The organism is Stenotrophomonas sp. PI_27, assembly GCF_027854495.1.
GTDB classification, from domain to species: Bacteria; Pseudomonadota; Gammaproteobacteria; order Xanthomonadales; family Xanthomonadaceae; genus Stenotrophomonas; species Stenotrophomonas pavanii.
Genome location: NZ_JAJNOF010000001.1, coordinates 257,490 through 284,188, shown reverse-complemented (window position 1 = coordinate 284,188; position 26,699 = coordinate 257,490). Strand labels below are relative to the sequence as shown.

At 67.9% G+C, this 26,699-nt stretch carries 25 protein-coding genes; 11 read left to right on the top strand and 14 right to left on the bottom strand.

What is annotated here, in order from left to right:
- Positions 1–46: 46 nt before the first annotated feature.
- The 4 genes from LRM18_RS01320 to LRM18_RS01305 all read right to left on the bottom strand — a co-directional run bounded on the left by LRM18_RS01320 (position 47) and on the right by LRM18_RS01305 (position 4,495).
- A complete protein-coding gene (locus tag LRM18_RS01320; RefSeq protein ID WP_150828108.1) occupies positions 47–1,135 on the bottom strand; it encodes an acetylornithine deacetylase in 1,089 nt (362 codons plus the stop codon).
- A 151-nt stretch (positions 1,136–1,286) separates the two neighbouring features.
- Positions 1,287–2,483 (bottom strand): argininosuccinate synthase, encoded by a 1,197-nt coding sequence (locus tag LRM18_RS01315; RefSeq protein ID WP_049468128.1) that lies wholly within the window; start codon positions 2,481–2,483, stop codon positions 1,287–1,289.
- Positions 2,484–2,602: 119 nt separating this feature from the next.
- Positions 2,603–3,613: an N-acetylornithine carbamoyltransferase gene (locus LRM18_RS01310; protein WP_270949685.1), complete on the bottom strand. Its 1,011-nt coding sequence runs from the start codon at positions 3,611–3,613 to the stop codon at positions 2,603–2,605.
- 318 nt (positions 3,614–3,931) lie between these two features.
- Positions 3,932–4,495, bottom strand: coding sequence for a hypothetical protein (locus tag LRM18_RS01305; protein WP_053460905.1), 564 nt, complete (start codon positions 4,493–4,495; stop codon positions 3,932–3,934).
- Positions 4,496–4,682: 187 nt separating this feature from the next.
- Here LRM18_RS01305 and cysS point away from each other — a divergent pair, with 187 nt between their 5' ends.
- From cysS to LRM18_RS01290, 3 genes are read left to right on the top strand one after another with little or no spacing between them, the layout of a single operon-like run.
- Positions 4,683–6,059: a cysteine--tRNA ligase gene (gene cysS, locus LRM18_RS01300; RefSeq protein WP_049468122.1), complete on the top strand. Its 1,377-nt coding sequence runs from the start codon at positions 4,683–4,685 to the stop codon at positions 6,057–6,059.
- 56 nt (positions 6,060–6,115) lie between these two features.
- Positions 6,116–6,568: a SufE family protein gene (locus LRM18_RS01295; RefSeq protein WP_053460907.1), complete on the top strand. Its 453-nt coding sequence runs from the start codon at positions 6,116–6,118 to the stop codon at positions 6,566–6,568.
- Entirely contained in the window at positions 6,565–7,812 is a 1,248-nt protein-coding gene (locus LRM18_RS01290; RefSeq protein WP_154330941.1) for an MFS transporter, read from the top strand. The genes LRM18_RS01295 and LRM18_RS01290 overlap by 4 nt, the downstream gene beginning before the upstream one ends.
- A gap of 382 nt (positions 7,813–8,194) precedes the next feature.
- Here the strand turns inward: LRM18_RS01290 and dksA are convergent, their stop codons facing one another.
- Positions 8,195–9,424, bottom strand: a complete 1,230-nt coding sequence (gene dksA, locus LRM18_RS01285) for an RNA polymerase-binding protein DksA (RefSeq protein ID WP_270949680.1) — start codon at positions 9,422–9,424, stop codon at positions 8,195–8,197.
- 329 nt (positions 9,425–9,753) lie between these two features.
- Between dksA and yidD the strand changes: the two genes are divergently transcribed.
- The 3 genes from yidD to LRM18_RS01270 are packed head-to-tail and all read left to right on the top strand — an operon-like array spanning position 9,754 to position 12,144.
- Complete coding sequence (gene yidD, locus LRM18_RS01280) at positions 9,754–9,951, top strand: membrane protein insertion efficiency factor YidD (protein ID WP_229302008.1); 198 nt, start codon at positions 9,754–9,756, stop codon at positions 9,949–9,951.
- 1 nt (position 9,952) lies between these two features.
- Positions 9,953–11,299, top strand: coding sequence for a dihydroorotase (locus LRM18_RS01275; RefSeq protein WP_046988151.1), 1,347 nt, complete (start codon positions 9,953–9,955; stop codon positions 11,297–11,299).
- Positions 11,299–12,144 carry a M23 family metallopeptidase gene (locus tag LRM18_RS01270; protein WP_053460910.1) on the top strand — a complete coding sequence of 282 codons (846 nt, stop codon included), beginning with the start codon at positions 11,299–11,301 and terminating at the stop codon, positions 12,142–12,144. Before LRM18_RS01275 ends, LRM18_RS01270 begins: the two co-directional genes overlap by 1 nt.
- 88 nt (positions 12,145–12,232) lie before the next feature.
- On the opposite strand, the gene LRM18_RS01265 is transcribed toward LRM18_RS01270, so the two are convergent.
- The 5 genes from LRM18_RS01265 to efp form a co-directional block, all read right to left on the bottom strand.
- On the bottom strand, positions 12,233–12,937 hold the full coding sequence (locus LRM18_RS01265) for a phytoene synthase (RefSeq protein WP_049468111.1): 705 nt from the start codon (positions 12,935–12,937) through the stop codon (positions 12,233–12,235).
- 11 nt (positions 12,938–12,948) lie between these two features.
- Positions 12,949–13,644, bottom strand: a complete 696-nt coding sequence (locus LRM18_RS01260; protein ID WP_150828102.1) for a phosphoglycolate phosphatase — start codon at positions 13,642–13,644, stop codon at positions 12,949–12,951.
- Positions 13,641–14,357, bottom strand: a complete 717-nt coding sequence (gene ubiG, locus LRM18_RS01255) for a bifunctional 2-polyprenyl-6-hydroxyphenol methylase/3-demethylubiquinol 3-O-methyltransferase UbiG (protein WP_032956138.1) — start codon at positions 14,355–14,357, stop codon at positions 13,641–13,643. Before ubiG ends, LRM18_RS01260 begins: the two co-directional genes overlap by 4 nt.
- A 25-nt stretch (positions 14,358–14,382) precedes the next feature.
- Positions 14,383–15,726: a TRZ/ATZ family hydrolase gene (locus LRM18_RS01250; protein WP_057493590.1), complete on the bottom strand. Its 1,344-nt coding sequence runs from the start codon at positions 15,724–15,726 to the stop codon at positions 14,383–14,385.
- Positions 15,727–15,931: 205 nt separating this feature from the next.
- The gene (gene efp / locus LRM18_RS01245; protein WP_005410381.1) at positions 15,932–16,498 is read right to left on the bottom strand and encodes an elongation factor P; all 567 of its coding nucleotides are present in this window, start codon (positions 16,496–16,498) and stop codon (positions 15,932–15,934) included.
- A 120-nt stretch (positions 16,499–16,618) separates the two neighbouring features.
- Here efp and epmB point away from each other — a divergent pair, with 120 nt between their 5' ends.
- Positions 16,619–17,635: an EF-P beta-lysylation protein EpmB gene (epmB, locus tag LRM18_RS01240; protein ID WP_270949614.1), complete on the top strand. Its 1,017-nt coding sequence runs from the start codon at positions 16,619–16,621 to the stop codon at positions 17,633–17,635.
- Between the two features lie 66 nt (positions 17,636–17,701).
- Here epmB and LRM18_RS01235 read toward each other — a convergent pair whose 3' ends face one another.
- From LRM18_RS01235 to LRM18_RS01225, 3 genes are read right to left on the bottom strand one after another with little or no spacing between them, the layout of a single operon-like run.
- On the bottom strand, positions 17,702–19,828 hold the full coding sequence (locus LRM18_RS01235; protein WP_049468098.1) for an EAL domain-containing protein: 2,127 nt from the start codon (positions 19,826–19,828) through the stop codon (positions 17,702–17,704).
- Entirely contained in the window at positions 19,825–20,757 is a 933-nt protein-coding gene (locus LRM18_RS01230) for a phosphate/phosphite/phosphonate ABC transporter substrate-binding protein (protein ID WP_080355555.1), read from the bottom strand. Before LRM18_RS01230 ends, LRM18_RS01235 begins: the two co-directional genes overlap by 4 nt.
- Before the next feature lie 46 nt (positions 20,758–20,803).
- Positions 20,804–21,574, bottom strand: coding sequence for an RNA methyltransferase (locus LRM18_RS01225; RefSeq protein ID WP_053460917.1), 771 nt, complete (start codon positions 21,572–21,574; stop codon positions 20,804–20,806).
- Between the two features lie 120 nt (positions 21,575–21,694).
- Here LRM18_RS01225 and LRM18_RS01220 point away from each other — a divergent pair, with 120 nt between their 5' ends.
- Positions 21,695–22,522 (top strand): inositol monophosphatase family protein, encoded by an 828-nt coding sequence (locus tag LRM18_RS01220; protein ID WP_049468091.1) that lies wholly within the window; start codon positions 21,695–21,697, stop codon positions 22,520–22,522.
- A 740-nt stretch (positions 22,523–23,262) separates the two neighbouring features.
- Here LRM18_RS01220 and htpX read toward each other — a convergent pair.
- On the bottom strand, positions 23,263–24,129 hold the full coding sequence (htpX, locus tag LRM18_RS01215) for a protease HtpX (RefSeq protein WP_049466767.1): 867 nt from the start codon (positions 24,127–24,129) through the stop codon (positions 23,263–23,265).
- A 93-nt stretch (positions 24,130–24,222) separates the two neighbouring features.
- Here htpX and gluQRS point away from each other — a divergent pair, with 93 nt between their 5' ends.
- The 3 genes from gluQRS (at position 24,223) to phaR (ending at position 26,634) form a co-directional block, all read left to right on the top strand.
- Positions 24,223–25,158, top strand: coding sequence for a tRNA glutamyl-Q(34) synthetase GluQRS (gene gluQRS, locus LRM18_RS01210; protein WP_270949607.1), 936 nt, complete (start codon positions 24,223–24,225; stop codon positions 25,156–25,158).
- Positions 25,159–25,175: 17 nt separating this feature from the next.
- Complete coding sequence (locus tag LRM18_RS01205) at positions 25,176–25,916, top strand: beta-ketoacyl-ACP reductase (protein WP_049466763.1); 741 nt, start codon at positions 25,176–25,178, stop codon at positions 25,914–25,916.
- A gap of 184 nt (positions 25,917–26,100) precedes the next feature.
- Positions 26,101–26,634 carry a polyhydroxyalkanoate synthesis repressor PhaR gene (gene phaR, locus LRM18_RS01200; RefSeq protein ID WP_041864232.1) on the top strand — a complete coding sequence of 178 codons (534 nt, stop codon included), beginning with the start codon at positions 26,101–26,103 and terminating at the stop codon, positions 26,632–26,634.
- Positions 26,635–26,699: the final 65 nt, after the last annotated feature.

Sequence of the window (26,699 nt, the reverse complement as noted above, 5' to 3'; positions counted from 1 at the left end):
CGTTGCAGGTCCACCCGGCCGGGGCCGGGCGGCGTTGTAGGGTCGATCAGGCGCCGGCGGCGATGATCCGGTGCACGGCGTGGGTATAGCGCTGCAGCTGGTCCAGCGTCACGAACTCGTCGGCGGTGTGGGCCTGGGCGATGTCGCCCGGGCCGAACACCAGCGTGGTGTAGCCAGCGGCCGAGAACAGCGACGCCTCGGTCCAGAAATCCACGGCATTGCCGATCGGCAGCTCCAGCGCATCGGCCACGTCACGCGCCAGCAGGCGGCGGTTCTCGGCTTCGGCGATGTCACCGGCAGGCAGGCTCGGGCCACGGAAGGTCTCGGTGAACACGGCAGCGTCCGGCTCGGCGAAACCGGCGAAGGTCGCCAGCAGGCCATCGATGTCCATCGACGGCAGCGGGCGGAACCCGAACCGCACTTCGGCAGCCGGTGCGATCATGTTGGCCTTGATCCCGCCTTCGACGCGGCCGATGTTGAAACGCAGGCCGGTCAGTCCACCAAAGCGCGCCGAGGCCAGCGATTCCACATGGTCCAGCGCGCGGTTGCCCCAGCGCATGGCCTGGTGCAGCGCGCTGGCGGCCGCATCCTGCTTGCCCGAGGCGTGCCCGGCACGGCCGGCGAACTGCATCAGCACCGAACTGATGCCACGGTGCGCGAGCACCGCTTCGCTCATCGTCGGTTCGGCCACCAGTACCGCTTCATACGACAGTCCACGGGCCAGGAAGGCGGCGATGCAGCGCGGATCATTGGCCTCCTCGTCGCTGGAGAACAGGAACGCGGCATCACCGTCGCTGGCATTGGCCGCGGCCACCAGCGCCGCGGCCGCGCCCTTGATGTCGCACACGCCGAGGCCGACCACGCGGTCATCCAGCCGGCGCATCACGTGCGGGTCGGCACTCCAGTGCGGCGAATCGGGCACGGTATCCAGATGCACGTTGAACAGGTACTTCGGCGTACCACGCACGGCGTACAGGCTGACCGCACCGGCGCCATGGTCGATCACCTCGACATTGAAGCCGGGCAGGTTCGCGCGCAGGTAATCGAAGATGCCACCGGTGGTGATCGCACGCGGCGGGTTGCGGGTGTCGAAGGACACCAGGGCCTGCAGGTGATCGAGCGTCTGGTCAAGCATGTGTCTGAATATCCGTAGGGTTCGAAATCGGTAGTGCCGGCCGCTGGCCGGCTCCGCAATGATCCAGCCGTGCCACGAGCCGGCCAGCGGCCGGCACTACCCTCCATCGACGTTGCGAGGCGCCGGCCAGCGGCCGGCCCCCCGTCACAGGTCAACCGCGATTGACCTGCGCATAGACAGTGGAGCTCATCCCGAACAGCTTGATGAAACCTTCAGCCTCCTCCACGCCCCAGTCGGCCGACTGCGCGTAGGTGGCGCCCTTGGTGTTGAGCAGGTGCGGCGACTTCACGGCCACCGCATCGACGCGGCCACCACGGGTTTCCAGCACCACTTCACCGTTGACCTTGGCCTGCGAGGACTTCAGGAAGGCTTCGATATCGGTCTTCAGCGGGTCGTGGTAGAAGCCTTCGTACACCAGCTCCACCCACTTGCGCGCCACGTCCGGCTTGAAGCGGTTCTGCTGCTTGGTCAGCACCGCATCTTCCAGCGCGCGGTGTGCGGCCAGCAGCGAGACCAGGCCCGGGGCCTCGAACACGATGCGGCCCTTCAGGCCGATCACGGTGTCGCCGGTGTAGACGCCGCGACCCACGCCGTACGGGGCGAACAGCTTGTTGAGCTGGGCCAGGATCTGGTCGCCCGGCAGCGCCTTGCCATCCAGTTCGACGGCTTCGCCCTCAACGAACTTCAGGGTGACGGTCAGCGCCTGTTCCGGCCACTCGCTGCGCGGTGCGCACCAGCCGCGCGCGCCCTCGCCCGGGGCTTCCCACCGGTCGATCTCGCCGCCGGACATGGTCAGGCCCAGCAGGTTCTCGTTGATGGTGTAGGCCTGCTGCTTGGCGCGCACGCCGAAGCCACGCTCTTCCAGGTACTTCTGCTCGTAGGCGCGGGTCTGGGTGTGTTCCTTCTGGATCTCGCGGATCGGCGCGATGATCTGGTAATCGCCCAGCGCCTTCACGGCCAGGTCGAAGCGGACCTGGTCGTTGCCCATGCCGGTGCAGCCGTGGGCGATGATGTGGGTACCCAGTTCGGCGGCACGCTTCAGCGCGGCATCGACGATCAGGTAGCGGTCCGAGACCAGCAGCGGGTACTGGCCCTGGTAGCCTTCGCCGGCCCACACGAACGGCTTGACGAAGCCTTCCCAGATGGCCGGGCCACCGTTGACGGTGACGTGGCTGGCCACGCCCAGTTCGGCGGCGCGCTTTTCGATGAAGTCGCGCTCCTCATCATCCACGCCGCCGGTGTCGGCGAACACGGTGTGCACGTTGTAGCCACGCTCCTGCAGGTACGGCACGCAGAAGCTGGTATCCAGGCCGCCGGAGAAGGCGAGAACGACGTCTTTGTTGCTCATGGGGGTCAGGTCCACTTGGGGGATGAGAATTCGGTAGAGCCGACCATTGGTCGGCCGAAATGTTGGATGCGCCGCTGCGGGAGCAGCCGACCAGCGGTCGGCCCTACCCCTTGTGCGATCTAGCGCCCGGCAACCGCCGCCATGATCGCCTTCTGCACGTGCAGGCGGTTCTCGGCTTCGTTGATGGCGATGCACTGCGGCGAATCCATCACCGCGTCGGTGGCCTTCACGTTGCGGCGCAGCGGCAGGCAGTGGCTGAACACACCGTTGTTGGTCAGCGCCATCTTCCGTTCGTCGACGATGAAGTGCTTGAACTGGTCACGGATCGGCTTTTCCGGCTCCCAGTTGCCGAAGAACGGCAGCGCGCCCCAGCTCTTGGCGTAGACCACGTCGGCGCCGGCGTAGGCGCTGTCGATGTCATGGCTGATCTTCAGCGAACCGCCGCTCTCGGCCGCGTTCTGCTCGGCCCAGCCCATGTAGCGCTCGTCGAGGATGTAGTCGGCCGTCGGGCACAGCAGGGTCACGTCCATGCCCATGCGGGTGGCGATGGTCAGCGCCGAGTTGGCCACGGCGGTGTTGAGCGGCTTGGGATGGTAGGTCCAGGTCAGCACGTACTTCTTGCCACGCAGGTCCTGGGTGCCGAAGTGCTCCTGCAGCGCCATGATGTGGGCCAGCTCCTGGCACGGGTGGGTGATGGTCTCCATGTTGATGACCGGCACCGGCGAATACCTGGCGAAGCTGTTGAGGACGATGTCCTGGCGGTCGTACGCCCAGTCCTGGAATTTCGGGAACGCACGCACGGCGATGATGTCGCAGTAACGGCCCAGCACCTTGGCCACTTCCGCAATGTGCTCCTCGGTATCGCCGTCCATCACCGTGCCGAGGTTGAACTCGATCGGCCACGCATCCTTGCCCGGCTGCAGCACCACCGCATGGGCGCCGAGCTGGAACGCGCCCAGTTCGAAACTGGTGCGGGTGCGCATGGACGGGTTGAAGAACACCAGCGCGATCGACTTGCCCTTGAGCTGGTCGCCGAGCTTGTTGCGCTTGAACAGCGCCGCCTGGGTCAACAGCGCATCAAGATCGCTGCGGCTCCAGTCCTGGGTGTTCAGGAAGTGCTTGGGGGACATCATCTTTCCTTGCGTGGCGGCGCCGGGTTCGACGCGGTGGAAGGGAAAACAGGAAGCAAAGGTGAAGCGAAAAGGTTGCAGTTGCAGCTTTCAGAACGCGGAAACGAAAAAACCCAGCCGGCGGGCTGGGTTTTTTTCGGACGAACAGCAAAAAGCTCCGGTTACCCAGCGAGAATGTGGGGTTCCGGTCGACGCGCACGCGAGGTCATGCCCGACGCCTGTCGGGCTGCGCTGCTGTCGTGCTGGAAGTCGGTGAGCTTCATGGCCGGATATCTTTGCATGCGACCGGGGCCGGCGCAAGGGGCCCGGGTCGCAGAATCAGGGATTGCTGGCCGTGCCCTGCTCAGGGCCGACCCACGGGGTGATCGACACCCGGATCTTGAGCCGGTTGCCGGGGTCTTCCGGCAGCCGCGAGCGGTACTTGGTACCCTTGTAGACGTAATCCACGTCATAGGCGATGGGGCGGCGGAATTCACGCCCCACCGGCACGATGCGGCAGTCGCGGGTCAGCATCGGCCCGTTGCTGGCCGGGGCCGGGGCGGGCGTCTCGGCAGCGGGGTCCTCGGAAACCTCGTCATCGCTGCGCTTGAACATCGAGCGCACCGAGTCCCAGAAGCGGCTGATCCGGCCCTTGTCCTCGACCGGTTCCTCCCCGGTCACGTTGACCGGGGCCAGAGTGCGGGTCGACACCGGCTCGCAATGCTCCTCGGTGCGGGTCGCGCGCAGGGTCTGGAACACCGGTTCGACATTCAGCACCTGGGCGTAGTCGAACTTCACGTTCTCCACGATCACCACCCGGTTGCGGGGCTCGGCCTCCTGCGCCAGCACCACGGCGGGCAGCGCCGACAGGCAGGCCAGGGTCAGCAACGCGGTGGGTTTCATTGGCGACGGGAGCAAGGACACGGCAATAGTGTAGGCAGTGGCGAGCGCAAGGGGCTGAACATTACCCGTCCACGCCGCTCCTGCCCACCCCACCCTGGAACAACCGGCGTCCACCGGTGGCAACCGGTGCCCCCAAAGGGACGCGACACGTTCTAAAATCACAGGCTTGTCCCCCAGTCACAGCCCCATGACCCTGCGCCTGCACAACAACTTGACTCGCCAGCTCGAACCGTTCACCCCGCTCGACCCGGCCTGTCCGACCCTGTATGTGTGCGGCCCGACGGTCTACAACTACGTGCACATCGGCAATGCCCGTGGCCCGGTGGTGTTCGGGGTGCTGGCCGACCTGCTGCGGCGCCGTTTCGGCGCACTGCGCTACGCCCGCAACATCACCGACGTGGACGACAAGATCAACACCGCCGCGCGCGAGCAGGGGGTGCCGATCAGCACCATCACCGACCGCTTCGCCGCCGCCTACCGTGAAGACATGGCCGCGCTGGGCGTGGTGCCGCCGGACATCGAGCCGGAAGTGACCGCGCACATGCCGCAGATCATCGCCATGATCGAGCAGCTGATCGCCAATGGGCATGCCTATGCCGCCGAGGGCCACGTGCTGTTCGCGGTGGCCAGCTTCGACGGCTACGGCAAGCTTTCGCGCCGCGACCCGGACGAAATGCTGGCCGGTGCCCGCGTCGACGTGGCGCCGTACAAGCGTGACCCGGGCGATTTCGTGCTGTGGAAGCCGTCCAGCGACGACCTGCCCGGTTGGGAATCGCCGTGGGGCCGGGGCCGTCCGGGCTGGCATATCGAATGCTCGGCGATGGCCGCCGCCCACCTGGGCGAGACCATCGACATCCACGCCGGCGGCGTCGACCTGCAGTTCCCGCACCATGAGAACGAGATCGCGCAGAGCGAATGCGCCCACGGCGGCAGGATCTTCGCCCGCTTCTGGCTGCACAACGGCATGCTCAACTTCGGCGGCGCCAAGATGAGCAAGTCGCTGGGCAACATCGAGCGCGTGCACGACCTAGTGCGCCAGCATCCGCCGGAAGCGCTGCGCCTGGCCCTGCTGTCGGCCCACTACCGGCAGCCGCTGGACTGGTCCGATGCACTGATCGAGCAGTCGGTGCGCACCCTGGACCGCCTGTACGGCACCCTGCGCGAACTGGCATCGGTCGAGGCGGTCGTAGCGATCCCGGCCACGGTCGAGGCCACCCTGGATGATGACCTCAACACGCCGCAGGCGCTGGCCGAAGTGGCCCGCATCGCCGCCGATGCGCGCCGGGCCACCGACCCGGCCGAGCAGGCACGCCTGAAGGGTGAGCTGCTCGGTGCCGGCCTGGCGCTGGGACTGCTGCAGGCCGATCCGGCACAGTGGTTCGGCACCACCGCCAGCGATGACGGCGACGATGCCCGCATCCAGGGCCTGATCGATGCGCGTGCCGCCGCCAAGAAGGCGCGCGACTTCGCCCGTTCCGACGCCATCCGCGACCAGCTGGCCGCCGAAGGCATCGTGCTGGAAGACACCCCGCAGGGCGTGCGCTGGTCGCGCAAGCGCGGCTGACGACCCGCCCTGCCCCGTGGCCGGTCCGCCGGCCACGCCCCACCGTAGAGACTGTTGTGACCGACTCCCCGTTCCCGCTTGAACCCACCGCCGCCGAGGCCCAGGCCGCCATCGCCGAGGAATTCGGCTTCTTCGGCGACTGGTCCGAGCGCTACCAGTACCTGATCGACCTCGGCCGCAAGCTGCCGCCCTTCCCTGAAGACTGGAAGACCGAACAGCATCGCCTGCTCGGCTGCCAGTCGATGGTCTGGATCGTGCCCGAAGGCAACGCGCAGTCGCTGCGCTTCCATGCCATCAGTGATTCGGCGATTGTCTCCGGCCTGATCTTCCTGGCCCTGCGCGTGTACTCCGGGCGCTCGGCGCAGGAGATCCTGGACACCGAGCCGAGCTACATCCAGGACATCGGCCTGGCCCGCCACCTCTCGCCCACCCGCAGCAACGGCGTGGCGGCGATGCTGGCCTTCATCCGCGAGACCGCGCAGGCCCAGCTGCAGCGCGACCCTTCGTGAGCGAGCCTGCCACGGCCGAAGACACCGCGCTGGGCCTGCTGTCCCGGCCCGGTTTCGCCAGGCTGCTGGCGTACCGCATCTTTGCGATGCTGTCCTACCAGGTGGTCGCGGTCACCGTTGGCTGGCACATCTACGAAGTCACCCGCAATCCGTTCTCGCTGGGCCTGATCGGCCTGGCCGAGGTCGTGCCGTTCTTCTGCGTGGCCCCGTTCGCCGGTTACCTGGTGGACCACCTGCCGCGCCGCCGGCTGGGCATGGTCGCCTGCTGCGGATTGATCGCCACCGCCCTGGTGCTGACCAGCGTGGCCATGGGCTGGCTGCCGATTGACGGCGTGTGGCCGATCTATGCGGCCATCGCACTGACCGGCATGGTCCGCGCCTTCCTGTCGCCGATCTACAACGCCTTGTTCGCGCGCGTTCTGGCCCGTGACCAGTTCGCCCGTGGCGCCGGCCTGGGCGCGGTGGTGTTCCAGGCCGGCATGATCGCCGGCCCGGCACTGGGCGGCGTGCTGGTCGGCTTCGGTGGCAAGGGCCTGTCCTACGCGGTGGCCACCGCCTTCGCGCTGGTGGCGATGGCCTGCCTGGCCACGCTGAAAGTGGAAGAACCGGTGCATGCCGGCCCGGCCGCCCCGATCTTCAAGAGCATCGCCGAAGGCGCGCGCTTCGTGGTCGGCAACCGGATCATGGTCGGCGCAATGGCGCTGGACATGTTCTCGGTGCTGCTGGGTGGGGTGGTGGCGATGCTGCCGGCGTTCCTGCACGAGATCCTGCACCACGGCCCGGAAGGCCTGGGCATCCTGCGCGCCATGCCGGCGCTGGGCTCGGTGTGCGTCGGCCTGTGGCTAGCGCGCCACCCGCTGCACCGCAATGCTGGCCGCGTGCTGTTGTTCGCGGTGGCCGGGTTCGGCCTGTGCGTGATCGGCTTCGGGCTGTCGCAGCACTTCTGGCTGTCGGCGCTGATCCTGCTGTTCTACGGCGCCTTCGATGGCGTTTCGGTGGTGATCCGCTCGACCATCCTGCAGCTGGCCACGCCGGAAGAGATGCGCGGCCGCGTATCGTCGATCAACGGCATCTTCATCAGCTCGTCCAACGAGCTGGGCGCGTTCTATGCCGGCACGATGGCAAAACTGCTCGGCCTGGTCCCGGCTGTGGTACTGGGTGGGTTTGCGGTGCTGAGCGTGGCCGGGATCACCGCGTGGAAGAACCCGACGCTGCGGAAACTGAATTTGCGTGATCTGCAATGACTCCGCGGAGAGCGCATTCGGCGGCGCCGGGCGTTTGGCTGGGGCCGTTGCTCTCCGTCGATGATTGGGCTTGTCACCTTCTTTTCGCGAAAAGAAAGTAACCAAAGAAGCGCTCCACCATCCGCGAGCCGGTGCTGCGTACCGGTGCCCTGTGCGCCTCGGTGAATCAGGGGACGGCGCGGAGAGCCAGCCGACTAGCAGTCGGCTCTACAGGATAGAGCGACCTCTTCGCCCCTGATTCCCCTGCGGTGCTCGGCTCCCTACAAGGCGGACCCAACAAGGGTCACCACTGCCCGTGCCAGCCACGGTCGCGTACCAACGATCCGCCAACAAAAACCCGGCCAAGGCCGGGTTTTCTGCATGACCAGACAACGATCAGGAATCAGTCGCCCTGCTGCTTCTGCAGGTGCTCCCAACGCTCCTGGGCGTCGATGGTGCGCTCGGCGGTCAGGCGCGCTTCCAGGCGCTCCAGGCCGATTTCTTCGCCGGTGTCGACGCAGTAACCGTAGTCGCCGGCTTCCAGGCGCTTCAGGGTGCTGTCGATCTTGCCGATCAGCTTGCGGTAGCGGTCGCGGGTACGCAGTTCCAGCGAGTTCTCGGTCTCGCGGGTCGCGCGCTCGGCTTCGTCACCGATGTCACGCACTTCCTCGCGCAGGTTCTCGATGGTCTGCTTGGACTCCTCCACCAGATCCGCGCGCCAGTTCTGCAGGCGCTGGCGGAAGTATTCCTGCTGCAGCGGGCTCATGTATTCCTCTTCCGAGGACGGCTTGTAGCCAGCCGGGAGGATCGGGCGGCCGGTGGCCTCGTCGGTCTTGTATTCGACCACCTTGTACTTGCTGCGCGGGGCCGGTGCTGCCGAGCGGGCGGCGACGGCCACGGCAACCTTGCCGACAGGGCGCGACACGGTCTTCGGGGCGGAATCGGATTTCACGGCGGATTTGGCAGGCGATTTCGAAACGGGCACGGGATTCTTGGATTGCGGGGCCTTCGCAGCGGCAGGGGCGGCGGCCGGGGCCGGCTTGGAAGCCGGTTGGGCTGCTGCCACTGCCACGGTCTTGGCCGGGACAGGCTTGGCCGGAGCCGCCTTGGCGGCAGGCTTCGGTGCGGACTTCACTACAGGGGCCGGAGTCGGCTTTGCGGCCGGCGCGGCGACATTCTTGGCAACCTTCTTTGCAGCAGCGGGCGTGGCGACCGGCTTGGCCGCTGGCACCTTCTTCGCCGCCGGCTTGGCGACCGGCTTGGCTGACGCCTTCTTCACCGTCGCCTTCGGCGCCGGCTTGGCGGCTGCTTTGCTGACCACCGGCTTGGCGGCGGCCTTCTTTGCCGGCGCGGCCTTGCTGGTGGCCTTCTTCACCACTGGCGCCTTCTTGCCAGCAGCAGGCTTGGCCTTGGCGGGCGCGGCAGCGGCCTTCTTTGCCACCGGCTTGGTTGCCTTGGCCGGCGCTTTCTTTGCGGTGGCCTTCCTGGCCGCCGGTTGCGAGGACGCTGCCTTGCTGACCGGCTTGCTGGCCGGCTTCTTGGCAACGGGCTTTGCCGCCAACTTCTTCACAACAGGCTTGGCGGTTTTCTTGGCGGCCGTTGCGGCCTTCTTTGCAGTTTTTTTAGCAGCCACGAAACGCTCTTCCTTGGATTTCCCGGGGCCCGGGAAAGCGGGCCTTTATAGCCTACCCGACCCGCAGCAGCAACCTTGGCACCCTGCTCCATTCAGTCCTGGAGCCAAGGCGCCCTGGAGGGCAGTCCGACGAACACGGACCGCCTTGCGCGGTACGGAACCTGGCCAGCACCCGACGGTGCTGGTACCGGTCGCAGGCCATCGGCGACATGCGACCAACGGCCCATCCTGCACAAATGCGGCCTTCATGCCAACTGGCATAAGATGACTGGGTGATCTCGCGCCTGCTCATCGCCCTGCTGCGCTTCTACAAGCGCTTCATCAGCCCCATGCTGGGGCCGCGCTGCCGTTTCGTGCCGAGCTGTTCTGAATACGCGATGGACGCCATCTCGCGGCACGGCCCGCTGCGCGGCAGTTGGCTGGCTGCGCGCCGGCTGGGCCGCTGCCATCCGTTCCATCCCGGCGGCTTCGATCCCGTGCCCGAGTCCCCCAACGCCCCCTCTTGCCGTTGCACAGGAAAACACTGACATGTCCTCCACCCTCATCACCAACGCCCGCATGGTCAACGAAGGCCGCACCTTCGATGGTGACCTGCGCATCGAGAACGGCCGCATCGCGCAGATCGGCAGCGGGCTCGCGCCGCGCGACGGCGAGCAGGTGGTGGACGCGGCCGGACGCTGGCTGCTGCCCGGCATGATCGATGACCAGGTGCACTTCCGCGAACCGGGCCTGACCCACAAGGGCGACATCGCCAGCGAGTCGGCGGCGGCCGTGGCCGGTGGCCTGACCAGCTTCATGGACATGCCCAACACCAACCCGCCGACGCTGGATTCGACCATCCTGGAAGCCAAGTACGAACTCGCGCGCGGCCGTGCCTGGGCCAACTATGGCTTCTACCACGGCGCCAGCAATGACAACCTGGAGGCGATCCGCGCGCTGGACCCGAAGAAGGCCCCGGGCGTCAAGGTGTTCATGGGCGCGTCCACCGGCAACATGCTGGTCGACAATCCGGAAACGCTGGACGCGATCTTCCGCGAATGCCCGACCCCGATCATCACGCACTGCGAAGACACGCCGATGATCGATGCCAACCTGAAGGCCTTCCAGGAGAAGTACGGCGACGCGCTGACCCCGGACATGCACCCGGACATCCGCTCGCGCGAGGCCTGCATCAAGTCGACCCGCCTGGCGATGTCGCTGGCACGCAAGCACGGCACCCGCCTGCACGTGCTGCACATTTCCACCGCCGACGAGCTGGCGCTGTTCGAGAAGGGCCCGCTGATCCGTGCCGACGGCAGCCGCAAGCAGATCACCGCCGAAACCTGCGTGCACTTCCTGCATTTCGCGCGCCCGGACTATGCGACCAAGGGCAACCTGATCAAGTGCAACCCGGCGATCAAGGAAGTGTCCGACCGCGAGGCGATCACCGCTGCGCTGGCCGACGACGTGCTGGACGTGCTGGCCACCGACCATGCACCGCACACCTGGGAAGAGAAGCAGAAGCCCTACGCGCAGGCGCCCTCCGGCCTGCCGCTGGTGCAATATGCGCTGGTGGCCGCGCTGGAGCGCGTGCACGAAGGCAAGCTGACCCGCGAGCAGGTGGTGCAGAAGTTCGCGCATGCCCCGGCGCAGCTGTTCGATGTGGAGGAGCGCGGTTTCCTGCGCGAGGGCTACTTCGCCGACCTGGTGCTGGTCGAGGACGTGCCGTTCACGGTCAAGCGCGAGGACGTGCTGTCCAAGTGCGGCTGGTCGCCGTTTGAAGGCACCACCTTCCGTTCGCGCATCGCCTCCACCTGGGTCAACGGCCAGCTGGTGTGGGACGGCAGCAAACTGGTGGGCGAACCGGCCGGCCAGCGCATGACCTACGACCGCTGATGCGTTCGGCACTTCTGATCGGGGCGCTGCTGGCCACGCCCCTGTTTTCCGTACCCACGCTGCACGCGCAGGATGGCATCGGCCGCCTGATCGACAGCCGCGTGGTGTTCCCGGCCAGTGCGTCGCAGGGCGCGCTGGTGATCGGCAAGGTTCCCGCCGGCAGCCGCGTGCAGTACGCCGGCCGCCAGCTGCGGGTGAGCGGTTACGGCAGCGTGGTGTTCGGCATCGGCCGCGACGAGAAGGGTCCGCTGCGCGTGCAGGTGCAACGGCCCGACGGTGGCAGCGAGACCGCGACCATCGCGGTGACGCCGCGCGACTGGCCGACCGAGCGGGTCAACGGCGTGCCACCGAAGACGGTCAATCCGCCGCCGGCGATCGCCGAGCGGATCAAGCGCGAACAGGCGCAGGTGACCGCCGCACGTTCGCGCGACGACGACCGCACCGACTTCACCCAGACCTTCATCTGGCCGGTACAGGGCCGCATCAGCGGCCGCTTCGGCAATGCGCGGGTGTACAACGGCCAGCCCGGCGCCGGTCACTCCGGCATGGACATCGCGGTGCCGACCGGCACCCCGGTGAAGGCGCCGGCTGCCGGCATCGTCACCTTCGCCGGCCCGGACCTGTATCTGACCGGTGGCACGCTGCTGCTTGATCACGGCTTCGGGGTCAGTTCCAACTTCCTGCACCTGTCGCGCATCGACGTGAAAGTCGGCGACCGCGTGGAACAGGGCCAGGTGATCGCCGCGGTCGGCGCCACCGGACGCGCCACCGGGCCGCACCTGCACTGGGGCATGAACTGGTTCGATACCCGTATCGACCCGTTGCTGGTGCTGGAACGCAAATAACGGTAGTGCCGGCCGCTGGCCGGCAACCTCATCCTCTTCGGCGCCTGCTGGATGCCGGCCAGTGGCCGGCACTACCCGGTACGTTGGATCAACCGCGCGCCGCCCACCACACGCGCAGCAGGGTGCGCACCGGGGTGGCTTCGATCGGCTTGCCCGCGGCCTGCGCCGCCAGGCGTGCACGCGCCAGGCTGGACCACACGCGGCGCGCGCGCGGGCCGGGCACGCGGGTGCCCCACCCCTTCAACAGGTGCTGCGCCCAGCGCTGCGCGGCCGTACTGGAATCTTCATCCAGCAGGCTGCGCGGCACACCGGCCACGCCGGCATCCTGCAGGCGCTGGGCCAGGGTCTGCAGCTGCACCGCACGACCGGCACCGGTGCGCGGCTTGTCCGCGAACAGCGCCACTTCCACCGCAGCCACGGCGTCAGCGTAATGGGCCAGCGCGCGCTCGGCACCGGCCACGTCCAATGCAACGGTGCGCGCCTCGACCAGATCCGGCAGCGCCTCGGCCAGCTGCGCCCACGGCGCACGCACCGGCTCCAGCAGGCGGCCCAGCGGGTGGCGCGAACGGTGTGCCGCCCAGCTGCGCAGTTCCTCGCCCCACCACGCCAGCTTGGCGTCGGCCGGCAGCGGATCGCCGCTGGTGTTGAGCATGTCGTCGAACTCCTGCAGCAGCGCAAACCACGCCACTGCCAGCTCGCGTTGTGATTCGGCCACGAACGGGGCGGCCACCGACCATTCCGGCCAACGGCTGCGCCACTTGTCGAGGAAACTGTCCAGCGCGGTACTGCTCACTACGGGGTTCCTTACGGCTGGGCCGGGGCTGCCGGCCGGGTCGGCCAGAGACTGGCCAGTTGCAGAAGTTCGGCGTTCTCGACCAGCACGTCGGCCTGCCAGGCCAGCGGGTCGTCACTGTGCAGGCGGTAGCCCCACAGCGCCGCCACCGACGGCATCGCGGCCGCGCGTGCGGCGATGATGTCACGCTCGTCGTCCCCCACGTAGACGCAGTCCTCGGCGGCAACGGCAATGGCCTGCGCGGCATGCAGCAGCGGCAGCGGATGCGGCTTGCGCTCGGCCAGGCTGTCACCGCCCACCAACACGGCGCAACGCTGCTGCCAGCCGTGCTGCGGCAGGATCAGGCGTGCCAGGTACTCGGGCTTGTTGGTGACGATGCCCCACACCGTGCCGGCGTCATCCAGCGCGGCGAGCATGCCGGCCACGCCATCGAACAGCACCGCGTGCTGGCCGATCAGCGCTTCGTAGCGCTGCAGGAATTCCGGGATCAGCGCATCGCGCGCGGCGGCATCCAGGTCCGGGAAGGCGGCCCCGACCATCGCGCGCGAGCCCTTGGAGACCACCGGGCGCAGCACCGCCGGATCGACCGGTGCACGGCCACGTTCGGCCAGCATCGCGTTGCAGGTGGCGACGAAATCCGGTGCGCTGTCCAGCAGGGTGCCGTCCAGGTCGAACAGCACCGCGCGCGGAAAGCCGGCGGCGGTCATGCCGGCTTGACCGCGTAGGCCAGGTAGTTGATGTCGGTGCGGCTGCTCAGGCGGGCATGGTTGCGCCACGGCTCGTAGGCCATGCCGCTGACGTCCACCAGCTGCAGGTCGGCTTCGCGCAGCCAGCGCGCCAGCTCGGCCGGCTTGATGAATTCCTGGTAGTGGTGGGTGCCCTTGGGCAGCAGCCGGGCCACGTACTCGGCGCCGACGATCGCCACCGCGAACGCGGCAGCGGTGCGGTTGATGGTCGACAGGAACAGATGCCCGCCCGGCTTCAGCAGGCGCTTGCAGGCCTCGATGATCGCGCCGGGATCGGGCACGTGCTCGAGCATTTCCATGCAGGTCACCACGTCGAAGCTGGCGGGCTGCTCGGCGGCCAGATCCTCGGCCGCCTGCACGCGGTAATCGACCTGGGCGCCGCTTTCCAGCGCATGCAGTCGCGCGACCTTGACCAGTTCCGGGGCCAGGTCGATGGCCGTGACGTCGGCACCGGCCTGGGCCAGCGCTTCACTCAGCAGGCCACCACCGCAGCCGATGTCGAGCACGCGCGCGCCACGCAGCGGCACGCGGTCGGCCACGTACTGCAGGCGCACCGGGTTCAACGCATGCAGCGGCTTCTGCGGGCCGTCGGCATCCCACCAGCGGTTGGCCAGTGCGGCGAACTTGTCCAGCTCGGCCTGATCGAAATTGGAGGAAGCGTGGGGGGCAGTCATGGGGATGTCCTTGCGGCGCCAGGGATCAGGCGCGGATATGGCGGATGCGCTCGCGCCACTGGCGCGCGTTGGCGATGATGCCCGGCAGGTCCATGCCGACCAGTTCGCGCTGCACCAGCTTCGGCTTGCCGGCAATCCAGACGTCGCTGACCTGCTGGCGGCCGGTGGCGTACACCAGCTGCGACAGCACGTTGTGCAGCGGCTGGGTTTCCAGCGCAGACAGGTCGACGCAGACCAGGTCGGCCTGCTTGCCGACTTCGATCGAACCGATGCGGTCACCGAAGCCCAGCGCGCGGGCACCGCCCAGCGTGGACGCGCGCAGCGTGGTCGCCGCGTCCAGCGCGGTGGCGTCGTCGGCCACGGCCTTGGCCAGGATCGCCGCAGTGCGGTTCTCGCTGAACATGTCCAGGTCGTTGTTGCTGGCGCAGCCATCGGTGCCGATCGCCAGGTTCACGCCGGCGCGCTGCAGGGCACAGGCCGGGCAGAAACCGGACGCCAGCTTCAGGTTCGATTCCGGGCAATGCACCACGCTGACGCCACGCTCGGCGCACAGGTGGATTTCCGCTTCGGTCAGCTGGGTCATGTGCACCGCGATCAGGCGGTCGTTGACCAGGCCGAGCCGATCCAGCCGCGCCAGCGGGCGCTGGCCGTGCAGCTTGATCGAATCGTTGATTTCCTGTGCGGTCTCGTGGGTGTGCAGGTGCACCTGCATGTCGAGCTGGTCGGACAGCATCCGCACCCGCTCGAAGTTGGCATCGTTGACCGTGTACGGCGCATGCGGCGCGAACGCGGTGCCGATCAGCGGATCGGTGCGCCACTGGTCGTGCAGTTCGCCGGCCTTGGCGAAGTACTCGTCGTCGGTCTTGGCCCAGGCGGTGGGGAAATCGATGATGACCGCGCCGACCAGCGCGCGGAAACCATGCTTCTTGTAGACCGCGGCCTGCACGTCGCCGAAGAAGTAGTTCTCGTTGGCGCAGGTGGTGCCGCCGCGCAGCATCTCGGCGATGGCCAGGGTGGTGCCGTCGGCGACGAACTCAGGACCGATCACGGCCGCTTCCACCGGCCAGATGTGCTGCTGCAGCCAGGTCATCAGCGGCAGGTCGTCGGCGACGCCGCGCAGCAGGGTCATCGGGTTGTGCGTGTGCGCGTTGACCAGGCCCGGCATCAGCGCAGCCTCGGGGCGGCTGACCACCTGCGCAGCGCGGAAGCGTGCGCGTGCTTCCGCACGCGGCAGGATGGCGACGATCTCGCTGCCACGCACGGCAACGGCGTGGTCTTCCAGCACCACCGCATGCGGCTCGATCGGAACGACATAACCGGCTTCGATGAGCAGGTCGCAGGCTTCGGGGAGGTGCGGGCTATCGCTCATGCGGGCTCACTGGCTGGGGGGCGGCGAGGTACTTCTGGGGACACACCCCTGAGTCAGGGGCTGCCGCGAAGCGGCGGGGTCTGGAGACTCGTGAAGCGGGGCCCATGATCTGCCGAAGCAGATCACGGGAGCGCCAGCGCGAATGCGATGGCGCGTACCCGGCCAGCGGCCGGCACTACCGTAAGGTCGGCCTATGGCCGGAACCTTACTTGACGCGTGCGGAGTATTCGCCCGAACGGGTATCGACGCGGATCACTTCGTCCTGGTTGACGAACAGCGGCACGCGCACCACGGCGCCGGTTTCCAGGGTCGCCGGCTTGCCGCCGCCGCCCGAGGTGTCGCCACGGACGCCCGGATCGGTTTCGGTGATCTTCAGCTCGACGAAGTTCGGCGGCTGCACGAAGATCGGCTCGCCATTCCACAGGGTGACCACGCAGGACTCTTCGCCCTTCAGCCACTTCTCGGCGCCGCCCATGCCGGCCTTGGTGGCCTGGACCTGCTCGAAGGATTCCGGGTCCATGAAGTGCCAGTATTCGCCGTCGCTGTACATGAAGTTCATGTCGGTATCGACGACGTCAGCTGCATCCAGCGAGTCGGTCGACTTCATGGTGACTTCCTGGGTACGGCCGTCCTTGATCAGGCGGTACTTCACGCGGGTGAAGGCCTGGCCCTTGCCCGGCTTGACGTATTCGGTGTCGATGATGACGGCCGGTTGGTTGTTGACCAGGATCTTCATCCCGTTCTTGACGTCGTTCATGCCGTAGCTGGCCATGCGTAAACTCCTGTGTGGCAAAAACGCCGCGGGTGCGGCGAGCCGTTAGAATGGAAAGCCCACCGGATGCCGGTGGGCGACTGTTTTTCTGCCCCCATGATAACCGCAGGCCCCCTCTCCATGCAGCTTTCCGCCTTCCCCCGGCCCCAGTCGCCCGGTGCGCCCGCGCGCTGGCAGCAGCTCTGGCGCCAGGCGCTGCGCGACCCGCACGCCCTGCTGGCCCGGCTGCAGCTGGACCCGGCGGCACTGGGCGTCTCGGAAGCGGCCATGGCCCAGTTCGCGCTGCGCGTTCCGGAAGGCTTCGTGGCCCGCATGCGCCCCGGCGACGCGGCCGATCCGCTGCTGCGCCAGGTGCTGCCGATCGACGAGGAAATGCGTCCCGCGGCCGGATTCAGCTTCGATGCGGTGGGCGATGGTGCAGCCAGGAAGGCCACCGGCGTCATCCAGAAGTACCGCGGCCGTGCCCTGCTGGTCGCCACCGGCAGCTGCGCGATCAACTGCCGCTACTGCTTCCGCCGCCATTTCGACTATGCCGCGGAGAACGCCGCCAAGGGCGGCTGGCAGGAAGCGGTGGCCGCCATCGCAGGCGATCCGGACATCGACGAGGTGATCCTGTCTGGCGGCGACCCGCTGTCGCTGGCCACGCACAAGCTGGTCGAGCTGACCGACGCCCTGCGCGCCATCCCGCATATCCGCCGCCTGCGCATCCACACCCGGCTGCCGATCGTGCTGCCGGAACGCGTGGACGAGGAACTGGTCTCCTGGCTGGGCAGCCTGCCGTGGCCGCTGGCGATCGTGGTGCATGCCAACCACGCCAATGAGTTCGATGCCAGCGTGGACGCGGCGATGGCCCGCCTGCGCGGCCTGGGTGCCCAGCTGCTGAACCAGGCGGTGTTGCTGCGCGGGGTCAATGACAGCGTGCAGGCCCTGCAGGACCTGAGCGAGCGCAGCTTCGCCGCCGGCGTGCTGCCGTACTACCTGCACCAGCTGGACCGGGTCGAAGGCGTGGCCCACTTCGAAGTGGACGATGCCCGGGCCAAGGCGCTGATCGCCGGCCTGACCGCACGCCTGTCCGGTTACCTGATTCCCAAACTGGTGCGCGAACTGCCCGGCGATCCGAGCAAGCGCCCGGTGTAATTCCGCAGGGGGTCAGATCCCTTTTCCTGCGGAAAAGGGATCTGACCCCGACACAACAACCGTCGGTCAGAGGCCCGATTCGATCATCCGCACCACTTCGGTGGCGGTCACCGGGTGGCTGAGCCAGTAGCCCTGGCCGAGGTCGCAACCGCGCTGCGCCAGCAGTTCGTACTGCGCCTGCTGCTCGATGCCCTCGGCCACCACGGTGATGCCCAGCGCGTGGGCCATGGCGATGATCGCCGTGGTCAGGGCCAGGTCGTCGGGATCGCGCTGCATGTCGGCCACGAAGCTCTTGTCGATCTTCACGCCGTCAACGGGAACCTGGCGCAGGTGGCTGAGCCCGGAGAAGCCGGTGCCGAAATCGTCCAGCCAGACCTTCACGCCGGTGCGGTGCAGCTTGTCCAGCAGCTGCGCGGCGACCATCTCGTCACCGATCACCGCTGTTTCGGTCAGCTCCAGATGCAGGCGCGACGCCGGCAGCCCGGACTCATGCAGGCATTGCGCGACCAGTGCCGGCAGCTCACCACCGCGCAGCTGGCGTGGCGACACGTTCACCGAGACGAACAGGTCGTCGCCGGCCGCGCCACGCGGCCACTGCGCGGCCTCCATGCACGCCGCGCGCAGCACCTTCGGGCCGATGATCTCGATCAACCCGCTCTGCTCGGCCACTTCGATGAACACCGACGGCGGAATCGTGCCCAGGGTCGGATGCTGCCAGCGCAGCAGCACCTCGACACCGACCATCCGCCGGTCGCGCATGCGGAAGATCGGCTGGTAGGCCAGGCGCAGCTCGCCGCGCTCCCAGGCCCCGCGCAGCTCCTGCTCCATGTGCACGCGGCGCTCGACCGCATGGTCCATCGCCCGGCTGTAGTAGCGATAGCAGTTCTTGCCGGCCATCTTCGCCTGGTACATGGCGATGTCGCCGTTCTTCAGCAGCGTGGTGGCATCGGCCGCGTCGTCCGGGAACAGGGTCACGCCGATCGAGGTCCCCAGGAACAGCTCCCTGCCCTGCACCACCAGCGGTTTGCCCAACTCGCGCACCAGCACCTCGGCCAGCAGGCGCGCGTTCGCGGCCACGTCGCCCTCGCCGACCAGGATCACGAACTCGTCGCCGCCGAAGCGCGCCAGCAGTGCCTCATCGCCGCCGGCTTCGGTCACCGCGCGACCGATGCGCTGCGCGAACTGCAGCAGGGCTTCGTCACCGGCCTCATGGCCGAGGGTGTCATTGACGCGCTTGAAATCATCGATATCGGCAAACAGCAGGCCCAGCCGATGATTGGACGCGCGCGCCGCCATCAGGCGATGGTCCAGCGCCTCGCGGAACGCCAACCGGTTGGTCAGCCCGGTCAGCGCGTCGGTATAGGCCATGCGCCGCACCTCGCGGTCATGCCGGGCGATGGCGTCGCGCATGCGGGCAAAACCACGCACCAGCTCGCCGACCTCGTCATTGCGGGTGTTCTCGGCCAGCGGCGCCTGGTAGTCGCCCGCCTCGATGCGGCGCGCCGCCGCGGCCAGGTCCCGGATCGGCGCGACCAGGGTACGCTGCACGTACACGATCACCGCCACCCCGATCACCACCAGCAGGCCCAGCATCAGCAGCAGCCAGCCCAGGTGGCGGCTGCCGACCTGCTGCAGGCGTTCGCCGAGGGTGGCATTGGCCGCCTGCTCGCGCTGCTGCACCTCGTCCAGCGCCATGCCGACCCGCACGCCACCGATGCGCTGGTTGCCGACCATGATCGGCATGGTGTTGTCCAGCACCTTGGGCGACTCCTGCACCACCAGCGCCTGCGCCCCTGCGGCCTTCGGGGCCAGCGGGTCGGTCATCGGCTGGCCGAAGCCGGAGACTTCGATCGAGCCGTCATGCACCAGCCGGCCACGCTCGTCAAACACCAGCACATAGCGCACGACCGGCTGCCGTGCCGTGCCGCGCACCAGCGCACCGACCTGGTCCAGGTCGCGGTAGTACAGCGGATTGGCCAGTGCATCGGACAGCTCGCGCGCCATGGCCTCGCCACGGCTGCGCACGCTGCGGTCGAACAGTTCATGGATGACGCCGCCGCTGAGGTTGCGCACCTCGCCCTGCATCGCCGCCTGCCGCCCCAGCAGCACCGCCAGGATCGCCACCACCACGACCATCGCCCCGCCCATCGCGAGCAGGAACCGGGCCTGCATTCCCGAGCCGAGCCACTTCATTCCACTTCCATCCGCACGCGCGTCAATCCTTGTTTCAATTCATCCAGCCGCTGCTGCGCATGCGCATCGACGCGGTGGAAACCCGAAGTGCCGAAAAACCGATGCAACGCCCCCTGCGCCTGCGGGTCGCTGGCCGCCTGCAGCAGGACATCCCGCAGCCGCTCACGCACCGCCGGATCCAGGTCGGCGCGGACCATCTCCACCGCCCGCGGGTAGGGTTCGGTGCGCAGCAGCTCGCGGAAGTCGCGCCGGAATGCCGCTGGCACCCGTCGCTCGTCGTTCCAGTCCACGCTGCTCACCGCCCCTGCCTCGACCATGCCCTTGTGCACGAACGTGGCGATGTTCAACTCGCTCCGCGCGAACACGTACCCCACACTGTCCCGGCCCGGCACGTCCCACACGCCGGCCAGGATCTGCGGCGCCAGCCCCTGCTGCAGCAGCGTCATCACCGGCACCAGGTAGGCGCTGGTCGACGCTGTGTTCTGCAGCGCCAGGCGATGCCCGCGCAGCCCCTGGAGCTGCTGGATCGGACTGTCGCGGCGCACGAAGAACACCGTCTGGTACTGGCGCACGCCATTGCGCTCGGTCAGCAGCAGCGGCCGTGCGCCACTGCGCTGGCCCAGCGCCACTGCCGTGCCCGACGTTTCCGTGACCCAGTCGACCCGGCCCCGCCGCAGATAGCTGGCCATCTGCTGTGGATCGCGTGCCATCAGGATCCGCCCTTCGGTGATGCCGACGTCATGCATGCGTGCCACCACATAGTCCAGCAAGGGCTGCAGCTGCTCGTAATGCGCCTGCGGATCATCACTGATCCGGCCCAGCACCAGCACCGGATCCGGTGCTGCATGCACCGTCCCGGCCAGCAGGATCATCACCAGGCTCAGCAGTCCCCTCTGCACTGCCCTTCGCAGACCCGACACAGGCTTCATCCCCCCTGGGTATCCGGACAGACTACCCGAAAAAATGAGAACGTCGTCAGCTGTCCTTGTTGCCCGCCTGCGCCAGTCGCGCCATGCGCTGGGTGTCGGCGAGGATGCCGCGCAACAGGCGCACTTCCTGCTCGCTCGGCTCGCTGCGCAGGAACAGCCGGCGCAGCTTGCGCATCGCCGATTCCGGGGCCCGGCCCTTGTGGAAATCGATCTCGTCCAGTGTGTCGCCAAGCTGGGCGAAGAAACTCTCCATCTGCTCGTGGCTGGCCGCCTGTTCGCGGAAGCCCGGTTCGGCCCCGGCCGCCGGCTGCGCGCCCAGCAGCTGCATGCGCGTTTCGTAGGCCAGCACCTGCACCGCGGCCGCCAGATTGAGCGAGCTGAACGCCGGATCGGAGGGGATGTGCACCGCCGCGTGGCAGAGTTGCAGCTCTTCGTTGGTCAGCCCGGTGCGCTCACGGCCGAACACCAGCGCCACCTCGGCCCCCTCGCCCGCCTTGGCTACCGCCCGGGCGGCGGCATCGGCCGGCAGGTACTCCTCCAGCTGCACGCGGCGGGCACGGGCGGTACAGCCCAGCACCAGGCGGCAATCGGCCACGGCCTCGGCCAGGGTGGCCACCACCGGGGCGTCGCCGAGCACGTCCTCGGCACCGGCCGAGCGGCGGAAGGCCTCCTCGTCCAGCGGTTTTTCGGGGGCAACCAGGACCAGGCGGGCCAGGCCCATGGTCTTCAGCGCACGGGCGGCGGCGCCCATGTTGCCGGGGTGCTGGGTACCGACCAGGACGAATCGGAGGCGGGTGGCGGCGGGAAACTGGGACATGAACAGGGAAAAGGTCGAGCTGGACGATGACCAATGGTAAACTGTGCGGCCGGCCACTGCGCCGGACCCGCTCTTTTCCCCCGCCAGTCCATCTCTTCTGCCTTTCCGGGAGCCCACGCCATGCAGAAACCCGCCGTCACCGTCATGGTCAAGGCCGCCCGCCTCGCCGGCAACGTCCTGTTGCGCAACATCAACAAGCTCGAGGCACTGAACGTGGTGCAGAAGGGCCGGATGGACTACGCCAGCGAAGTGGATGCGGACGCGGAAAAGGTGATCGTCAAGGAACTCAAGCGCGCCTACCCGGACTACGGCATCTTCGGTGAGGAAGGTGGCGTGCAGGGCGAGCGCCGCCAGATGTGGGTCATCGACCCGCTGGACGGCACCAGCAACTACCTGCGCGGCGTGCCGCACTACTGCGTGTCGATCGCGCTGGTCGAGAACGGCGAGCCGACCGACGCGGTCATCTTCGACCCGCTGCGCAATGAACTGTTCACCGCCAGCCGTGGCGCCGGTGCCGTGCTCAACGACCGCCGCATCCGCGTGGCCGAGCGCAAGGACCTGGAAGGCACCATGATCCACACCGGCTTCGCCCCGCGCGAGCGCAGCCGCGCCAGTGCCCAGCTGAAGGCGGTCGACGCCCTGCTGGTGCACGGCGAGGACATCCGCCGCACCGGCTCGGCGGCGCTGGACCTGGCCTACGTGGCCTGCGGCCGCGCCGACGCCTACTTCGAAGCCGGCGTGAAGGCCTGGGACATCGCTGCCGGCCTGCTGCTGGTCCGCGAGGCGGGCGGCAAGGTCTGCGACTTCAAGGGCGCGACGCTGGGCCGCATGGACAACCGTGGTCCGGAGACCCACCAGATCGTGGCCGGCAACCTGAAGGTGGCCGAGTCGCTGCAGAAGGTGCTGGTGAACACTGGCTACGCGGCGGAGTTCGACGCGAAGTTCTGAGATTCCGTGTAAAGCGGTTCATGGAGACGGCACCTGCGAGGGTGCCGTTTTCGTTTGCGCGGACGGAGAGTCGTTTCCGCGACCGCGGAGGGGTGTCACTTTCTTTGCGCGCAAAGAAAGTAACCAAAGAAACGCTCCGCCAGCCGCGAGCCGTCGCTACGCGACGGTTCCCTGTGCTTCTCGGAGAATCAGGGGACGGCGCCGAACTCGCTGCGCTCAAACACCGGCGCCTCTTCGCCCCTGATTCCCCTGCGATGCTCGGCTCGCTCAAGGCGGACTGGAAGGTCAAGATCAACAGCAAGAGCATCCACGCATGGCGCGGATCTACTGGGGGCAGCTTTTGCCTTTGACGTTGGGTCCGCCTTGAGCGAGCCGAGCACCGCAGGTCCGGCGAGGGCGAAGAGGTGCGGGTGTCTGAGCGCAGCGAGTTCCCGCACCGTCCCTCGACGGACCGAGGAGCGCAGGGTACCGGCGTGCGCAGCACGTCGGCTCGCGCCCCGGCGGCGTGTTTCTTTGGTTACTTTCTTGATGGCGCACATCCATGTGCGCCACCCTACGGGCCGGCTACGCCGTTCCACGCTGCTCCTGCAGCGTGGTGCACGAGCAAAGAAAGTGATACCCCTCCGCGGTCGCGGAAATGACTCTCGCCGGGTCGTACCCGGCGCCACCCATGCGTGGGCGCGCAAACAAGAACGCCCGGCACGGAGCCGGGCGTCTCTCACTCCTCTGCAAGCCGAGGCTTACGCCACCGTCGACGCCCGCAGCGCGGCAATGCGCTCTTCCAGCGGCGGATGGCTCATGAACAGCTTCTTGGCCGTCGAACCGGAAATGCCGAAGGCGGCGATCTGGGTCGGCAGCGTGCTCTGGCCGTGGTTGAGCTGCAGGCGCTCCAGCGCGGCGATCATCTTCTGGCGGCCGGCCAGCGAGGCACCGCCAGCATCGGCGCGGAACTCGCGGTGGCGCGAGAACCACATCGAGATCATGGTGGCGAACAGGCCGAACACCATCTCCAGCACGAACACGATGATGTAGTAGGCGAAGCCACGGCCGCCGCCTTCGCGGTTGCCCGACAGCGCGCTGTCGATGATGCCGCCGACCACGCGGGCCAGCACGATCACGAAGGTGTTCAACACGCCCTGCAGCAGCGCCATGGTGATCATGTCGCCGTTGGCGACGTGGGCGATCTCGTGGCCCAGGACCGCTTCGGCCTCGTCCTCGCTCATGTTGTGCAGCAGGCCGGTGGACACCGCCACCAGCGCGTTGTTGCGGTTGGCACCGGTGGCGAAGGCGTTGATCTCCGGGCCGTCATAGACCGCCACTTCCGGCATGCCGATGCCGGCCGCCTTGGCCTGGCGCTCGACGGTGGCCAGCAGCCAGCGTTCGGTCGGGTTGCGCGGTTCGGTGATCACCACCGCACCGGTGGAGCGCTTGGCCATCCACTTGGACAGCAGCAGCGAGATGAAGGAGCCACCGAAGCCGAAGATCGCGGCCATCACCAACAGGCCGCTCATCTGGCTTGGATTGACCCCGAGCAACGACATCACGATGCTGGCGAGAATCAGGACCGCGAAGTTGGTCGCCAGGAACAGGGCAATGCGGGTAAACATGGGAAAATCCGGCTCGGAAGGGGTCGATACCGGTCAATTTGCGGCGTGGTCAGCTTGAATTCAAGCGCCAACCTGACCGACGATTCAGCCAGCATGACCTCCCCCATTCCCTGCGGTCGTTTCGCGCCCTCGCCGACCGGCCTGCTCCACCCCGGATCCCTGCTCGCCGCCTTCGGCAGCTGGCTGCTCGCGCGCCATCATGGCGGCCTGTGGCGGCTGCGCATCGAAGACGTCGATCCGCCGCGCACCGTGCCCGGGGCCGCCGCGTCACAACTGCAGGCGCTGGCCGCATTCGGCCTCGCCCACGACGGCCCGGTCCTGTGGCAGAGCGCGCGTGGAGAGGCCTACCAGGCTGCGCTGGACGTACTGCTGGCCAGCGATCTGGCCTTCATCTGCCACTGCAGCCGCAGCGAGCTGGCCGCCAACGGCGGCATCCATCACCGCTGCGTTGCGCGGCAACCGCGACCGGACCCTGCCGTCCGCTTCCGCGTGCCCCCGGGCAGCGTCGTGCACTTCGATGATGGCCTGCGTGGCCCGCAGCGACAGGACGTGCATGCCGACGTCGGCGACTTCGTGCTGCGCCGCGCCGACGGTTGCTGGGCCTACCAGTTGGCCGTGGTGGTCGATGACGCCGCGCAGGGCGTGAACGAAGTGGTGCGCGGCGCCGACCTGCTCGACTCCACAGCGCGGCAGATCCTGTTGCAGCAGGCATTGGGGCTGGCGGTGCCGCGCTACTGGCACCTGCCGCTGCTGCTCGATGCCACCGGCCACAAACTGTCCAAGTCGCTGGCATCGCTGCCGGTGGACAGCACACAGCCGGTGCCGGTACTGCGCGCGCTCTGGCAGCTGCTGGGCCAGGCACCGGAAGCACTGCAGCATGCGCACGACCTGGACACGCTGCTGGCCACGGCCCAACGGCGTTTCGACCCGACGCGGCTGCCGCGCACCGACATCCTGATGGGAACGGGCCTGCCGCCGGCCGGCGCACTTTCCGCGCCGATGTTGCAGAATCCCCCTTCCCCCACCTGATACCCGGACAGCACTCCATGACATCTCGCGTCGCACTGGTCACCGGCGGAACCGGCGGCATCGGTACCGCCATCTGCCAACGCCTGGCCGACCAGGGCCACCGGGTCGCCACCAACTACCGCGACGAGGCCAAGGCCCGCGCCTGGCAGCAGGCGATGACCGAGCGCGGCTACCACGTGGCGATCTTCCCGGGCGATGTCTCCGATCCGGACAGTGCCGAAGCGCTGGTGCGCGCGGTCGAGGCCGAGCTGGGCCCGGTCGAGATCCTGGTCAACAACGCCGGCATCACCCGCGATACCACGTTCCACCGCATGCGCGCGGACCAGTGGCACGATGTGATCAACACCAACCTCAACTCGGTGTTCAACGTCACCCGTCCGGTCATCGAGGGCATGCGCCGCCGCGGCTGGGGCCGGGTCATCCAGATCAGCTCGATCAACGGCCTGAAAGGCCAGTACGGCCAGGCCAACTACGCGGCGGCCAAGGCCGGCATGCACGGCTTCACCATCTCGCTTGCCCGCGAGAACGCCGGCTTCGGCATCACCGTCAACACCATTTCGCCCGGCTACGTGGCCACCGACATGGTGATGGCGGTTCCGGAGGACGTGCGCGCCAAGATCATCGCCGACATCCCGACCGGGCGCCTCGGCAAGCCCGAGGAAATCGCCTATGGCGTGTCCTTCCTGGTGGCCGACGAAGCCTCGTGGATCACCGGCAGCAACTTGGACATCAACGGCGGCCACCACATGGGCTGGTAAGCCGCGCAGGGGGCCTGGCGGCCACTGCTGCCGGCCCCTGCCACAGGCCATGCTGCGCAGCACGCAAACCCTTGCTGCGCAACATGATCGAGCCTGAAAGCCAAGCCTGGCGGGGGCTGGGGCGGTTGCAACGGCTGCTGCACTGCGCCATGCTGCGCACCTACTGTGACGAGTGACCGCTTCAATGGCTGCGACCCGCATCATCAAGAAGTATCCGAACCGCCGTCTCTACGACACCGAGATCTCCAGCTACATCACCATCGAGGACGTGCGCCAGCTGATCCTGGACGGCGAGGACTTCGAAGTCCGCGACGCCAAGAGCGGCGACGACCTCACCCGTTCGGTCCTGCTGCAGATCATCGCCGACCAGGAGCAGGACGGCGAACCGATGCTGTCCACCCAGCTGCTGAGCCAGCTGATCCGCTTCTATGGCGATTCCCTGCAGGGCTTCATGGGCAACTACCTGGAGCGCAGCATGCAGGTTTTCCTCGACCAGCAGCAGCAGTTCCGCCAGCAGATGGGCAACCTGCTGGGCCAGACCCCGTGGGCGATGATGAACCAGCTGACCGAGCGCAACCTGGAGCTGTGGCAGGAATTCCAGCGCAGCATGGGCAGCGGCTTCGGCGGCCCGCGCCCGGGCGGCACCGGAACGGGAACCGGCACCGGCAACAAGCCCGGCGAACCGGGCACCGGCACCGGCGGCAAGACCCGCCGCTGAGCTGCAGCACCGGCGGGAACGAAAACGGCGCGCCCCTGGCGCGCCGTTTTGCTTGGAACCATGCC

What these genes read in the sequence shown, in the direction of transcription:
- LRM18_RS01320 (WP_150828108.1), bottom strand. Translation starts at nt 1,135, where the DNA reads ATGCTTGACCAGACGCTCGATCACCTGCAGGCCCTGGTGTCCTTCGAC.
- LRM18_RS01315 (WP_049468128.1), bottom strand. Translation starts at nt 2,483, where the DNA reads ATGAGCAACAAAGACGTCGTTCTCGCCTTCTCCGGCGGCCTGGATACC.
- LRM18_RS01310 (WP_270949685.1), bottom strand. Translation starts at nt 3,613, where the DNA reads ATGTCCCCCAAGCACTTCCTGAACACCCAGGACTGGAGCCGCAGCGAT.
- LRM18_RS01305 (WP_053460905.1), bottom strand. Translation starts at nt 4,495, where the DNA reads ATGAAACCCACCGCGTTGCTGACCCTGGCCTGCCTGTCGGCGCTGCCC.
- cysS (WP_049468122.1), top strand. Translation starts at nt 4,683, where the DNA reads ATGACCCTGCGCCTGCACAACAACTTGACTCGCCAGCTCGAACCGTTC.
- yidD (WP_229302008.1), top strand. Translation starts at nt 9,754, where the DNA reads ATGCTGGGGCCGCGCTGCCGTTTCGTGCCGAGCTGTTCTGAATACGCG.
- LRM18_RS01275 (WP_046988151.1), top strand. Translation starts at nt 9,953, where the DNA reads ATGTCCTCCACCCTCATCACCAACGCCCGCATGGTCAACGAAGGCCGC.
- LRM18_RS01270 (WP_053460910.1), top strand. Translation starts at nt 11,299, where the DNA reads ATGCGTTCGGCACTTCTGATCGGGGCGCTGCTGGCCACGCCCCTGTTT.
- LRM18_RS01260 (WP_150828102.1), bottom strand. Translation starts at nt 13,644, where the DNA reads ATGACCGCCGCCGGCTTTCCGCGCGCGGTGCTGTTCGACCTGGACGGC.
- ubiG (WP_032956138.1), bottom strand. Translation starts at nt 14,357, where the DNA reads ATGACTGCCCCCCACGCTTCCTCCAATTTCGATCAGGCCGAGCTGGAC.
- LRM18_RS01250 (WP_057493590.1), bottom strand. Translation starts at nt 15,726, where the DNA reads ATGAGCGATAGCCCGCACCTCCCCGAAGCCTGCGACCTGCTCATCGAA.
- efp (WP_005410381.1), bottom strand. Translation starts at nt 16,498, where the DNA reads ATGGCCAGCTACGGCATGAACGACGTCAAGAACGGGATGAAGATCCTG.
- epmB (WP_270949614.1), top strand. Translation starts at nt 16,619, where the DNA reads ATGCAGCTTTCCGCCTTCCCCCGGCCCCAGTCGCCCGGTGCGCCCGCG.
- LRM18_RS01235 (WP_049468098.1), bottom strand. Translation starts at nt 19,828, where the DNA reads ATGAAGTGGCTCGGCTCGGGAATGCAGGCCCGGTTCCTGCTCGCGATG.
- LRM18_RS01230 (WP_080355555.1), bottom strand. Translation starts at nt 20,757, where the DNA reads ATGAAGCCTGTGTCGGGTCTGCGAAGGGCAGTGCAGAGGGGACTGCTG.
- LRM18_RS01225 (WP_053460917.1), bottom strand. Translation starts at nt 21,574, where the DNA reads ATGTCCCAGTTTCCCGCCGCCACCCGCCTCCGATTCGTCCTGGTCGGT.
- LRM18_RS01220 (WP_049468091.1), top strand. Translation starts at nt 21,695, where the DNA reads ATGCAGAAACCCGCCGTCACCGTCATGGTCAAGGCCGCCCGCCTCGCC.
- htpX (WP_049466767.1), bottom strand. Translation starts at nt 24,129, where the DNA reads ATGTTTACCCGCATTGCCCTGTTCCTGGCGACCAACTTCGCGGTCCTG.
- gluQRS (WP_270949607.1), top strand. Translation starts at nt 24,223, where the DNA reads ATGACCTCCCCCATTCCCTGCGGTCGTTTCGCGCCCTCGCCGACCGGC.
- LRM18_RS01205 (WP_049466763.1), top strand. Translation starts at nt 25,176, where the DNA reads ATGACATCTCGCGTCGCACTGGTCACCGGCGGAACCGGCGGCATCGGT.
- phaR (WP_041864232.1), top strand. Translation starts at nt 26,101, where the DNA reads ATGGCTGCGACCCGCATCATCAAGAAGTATCCGAACCGCCGTCTCTAC.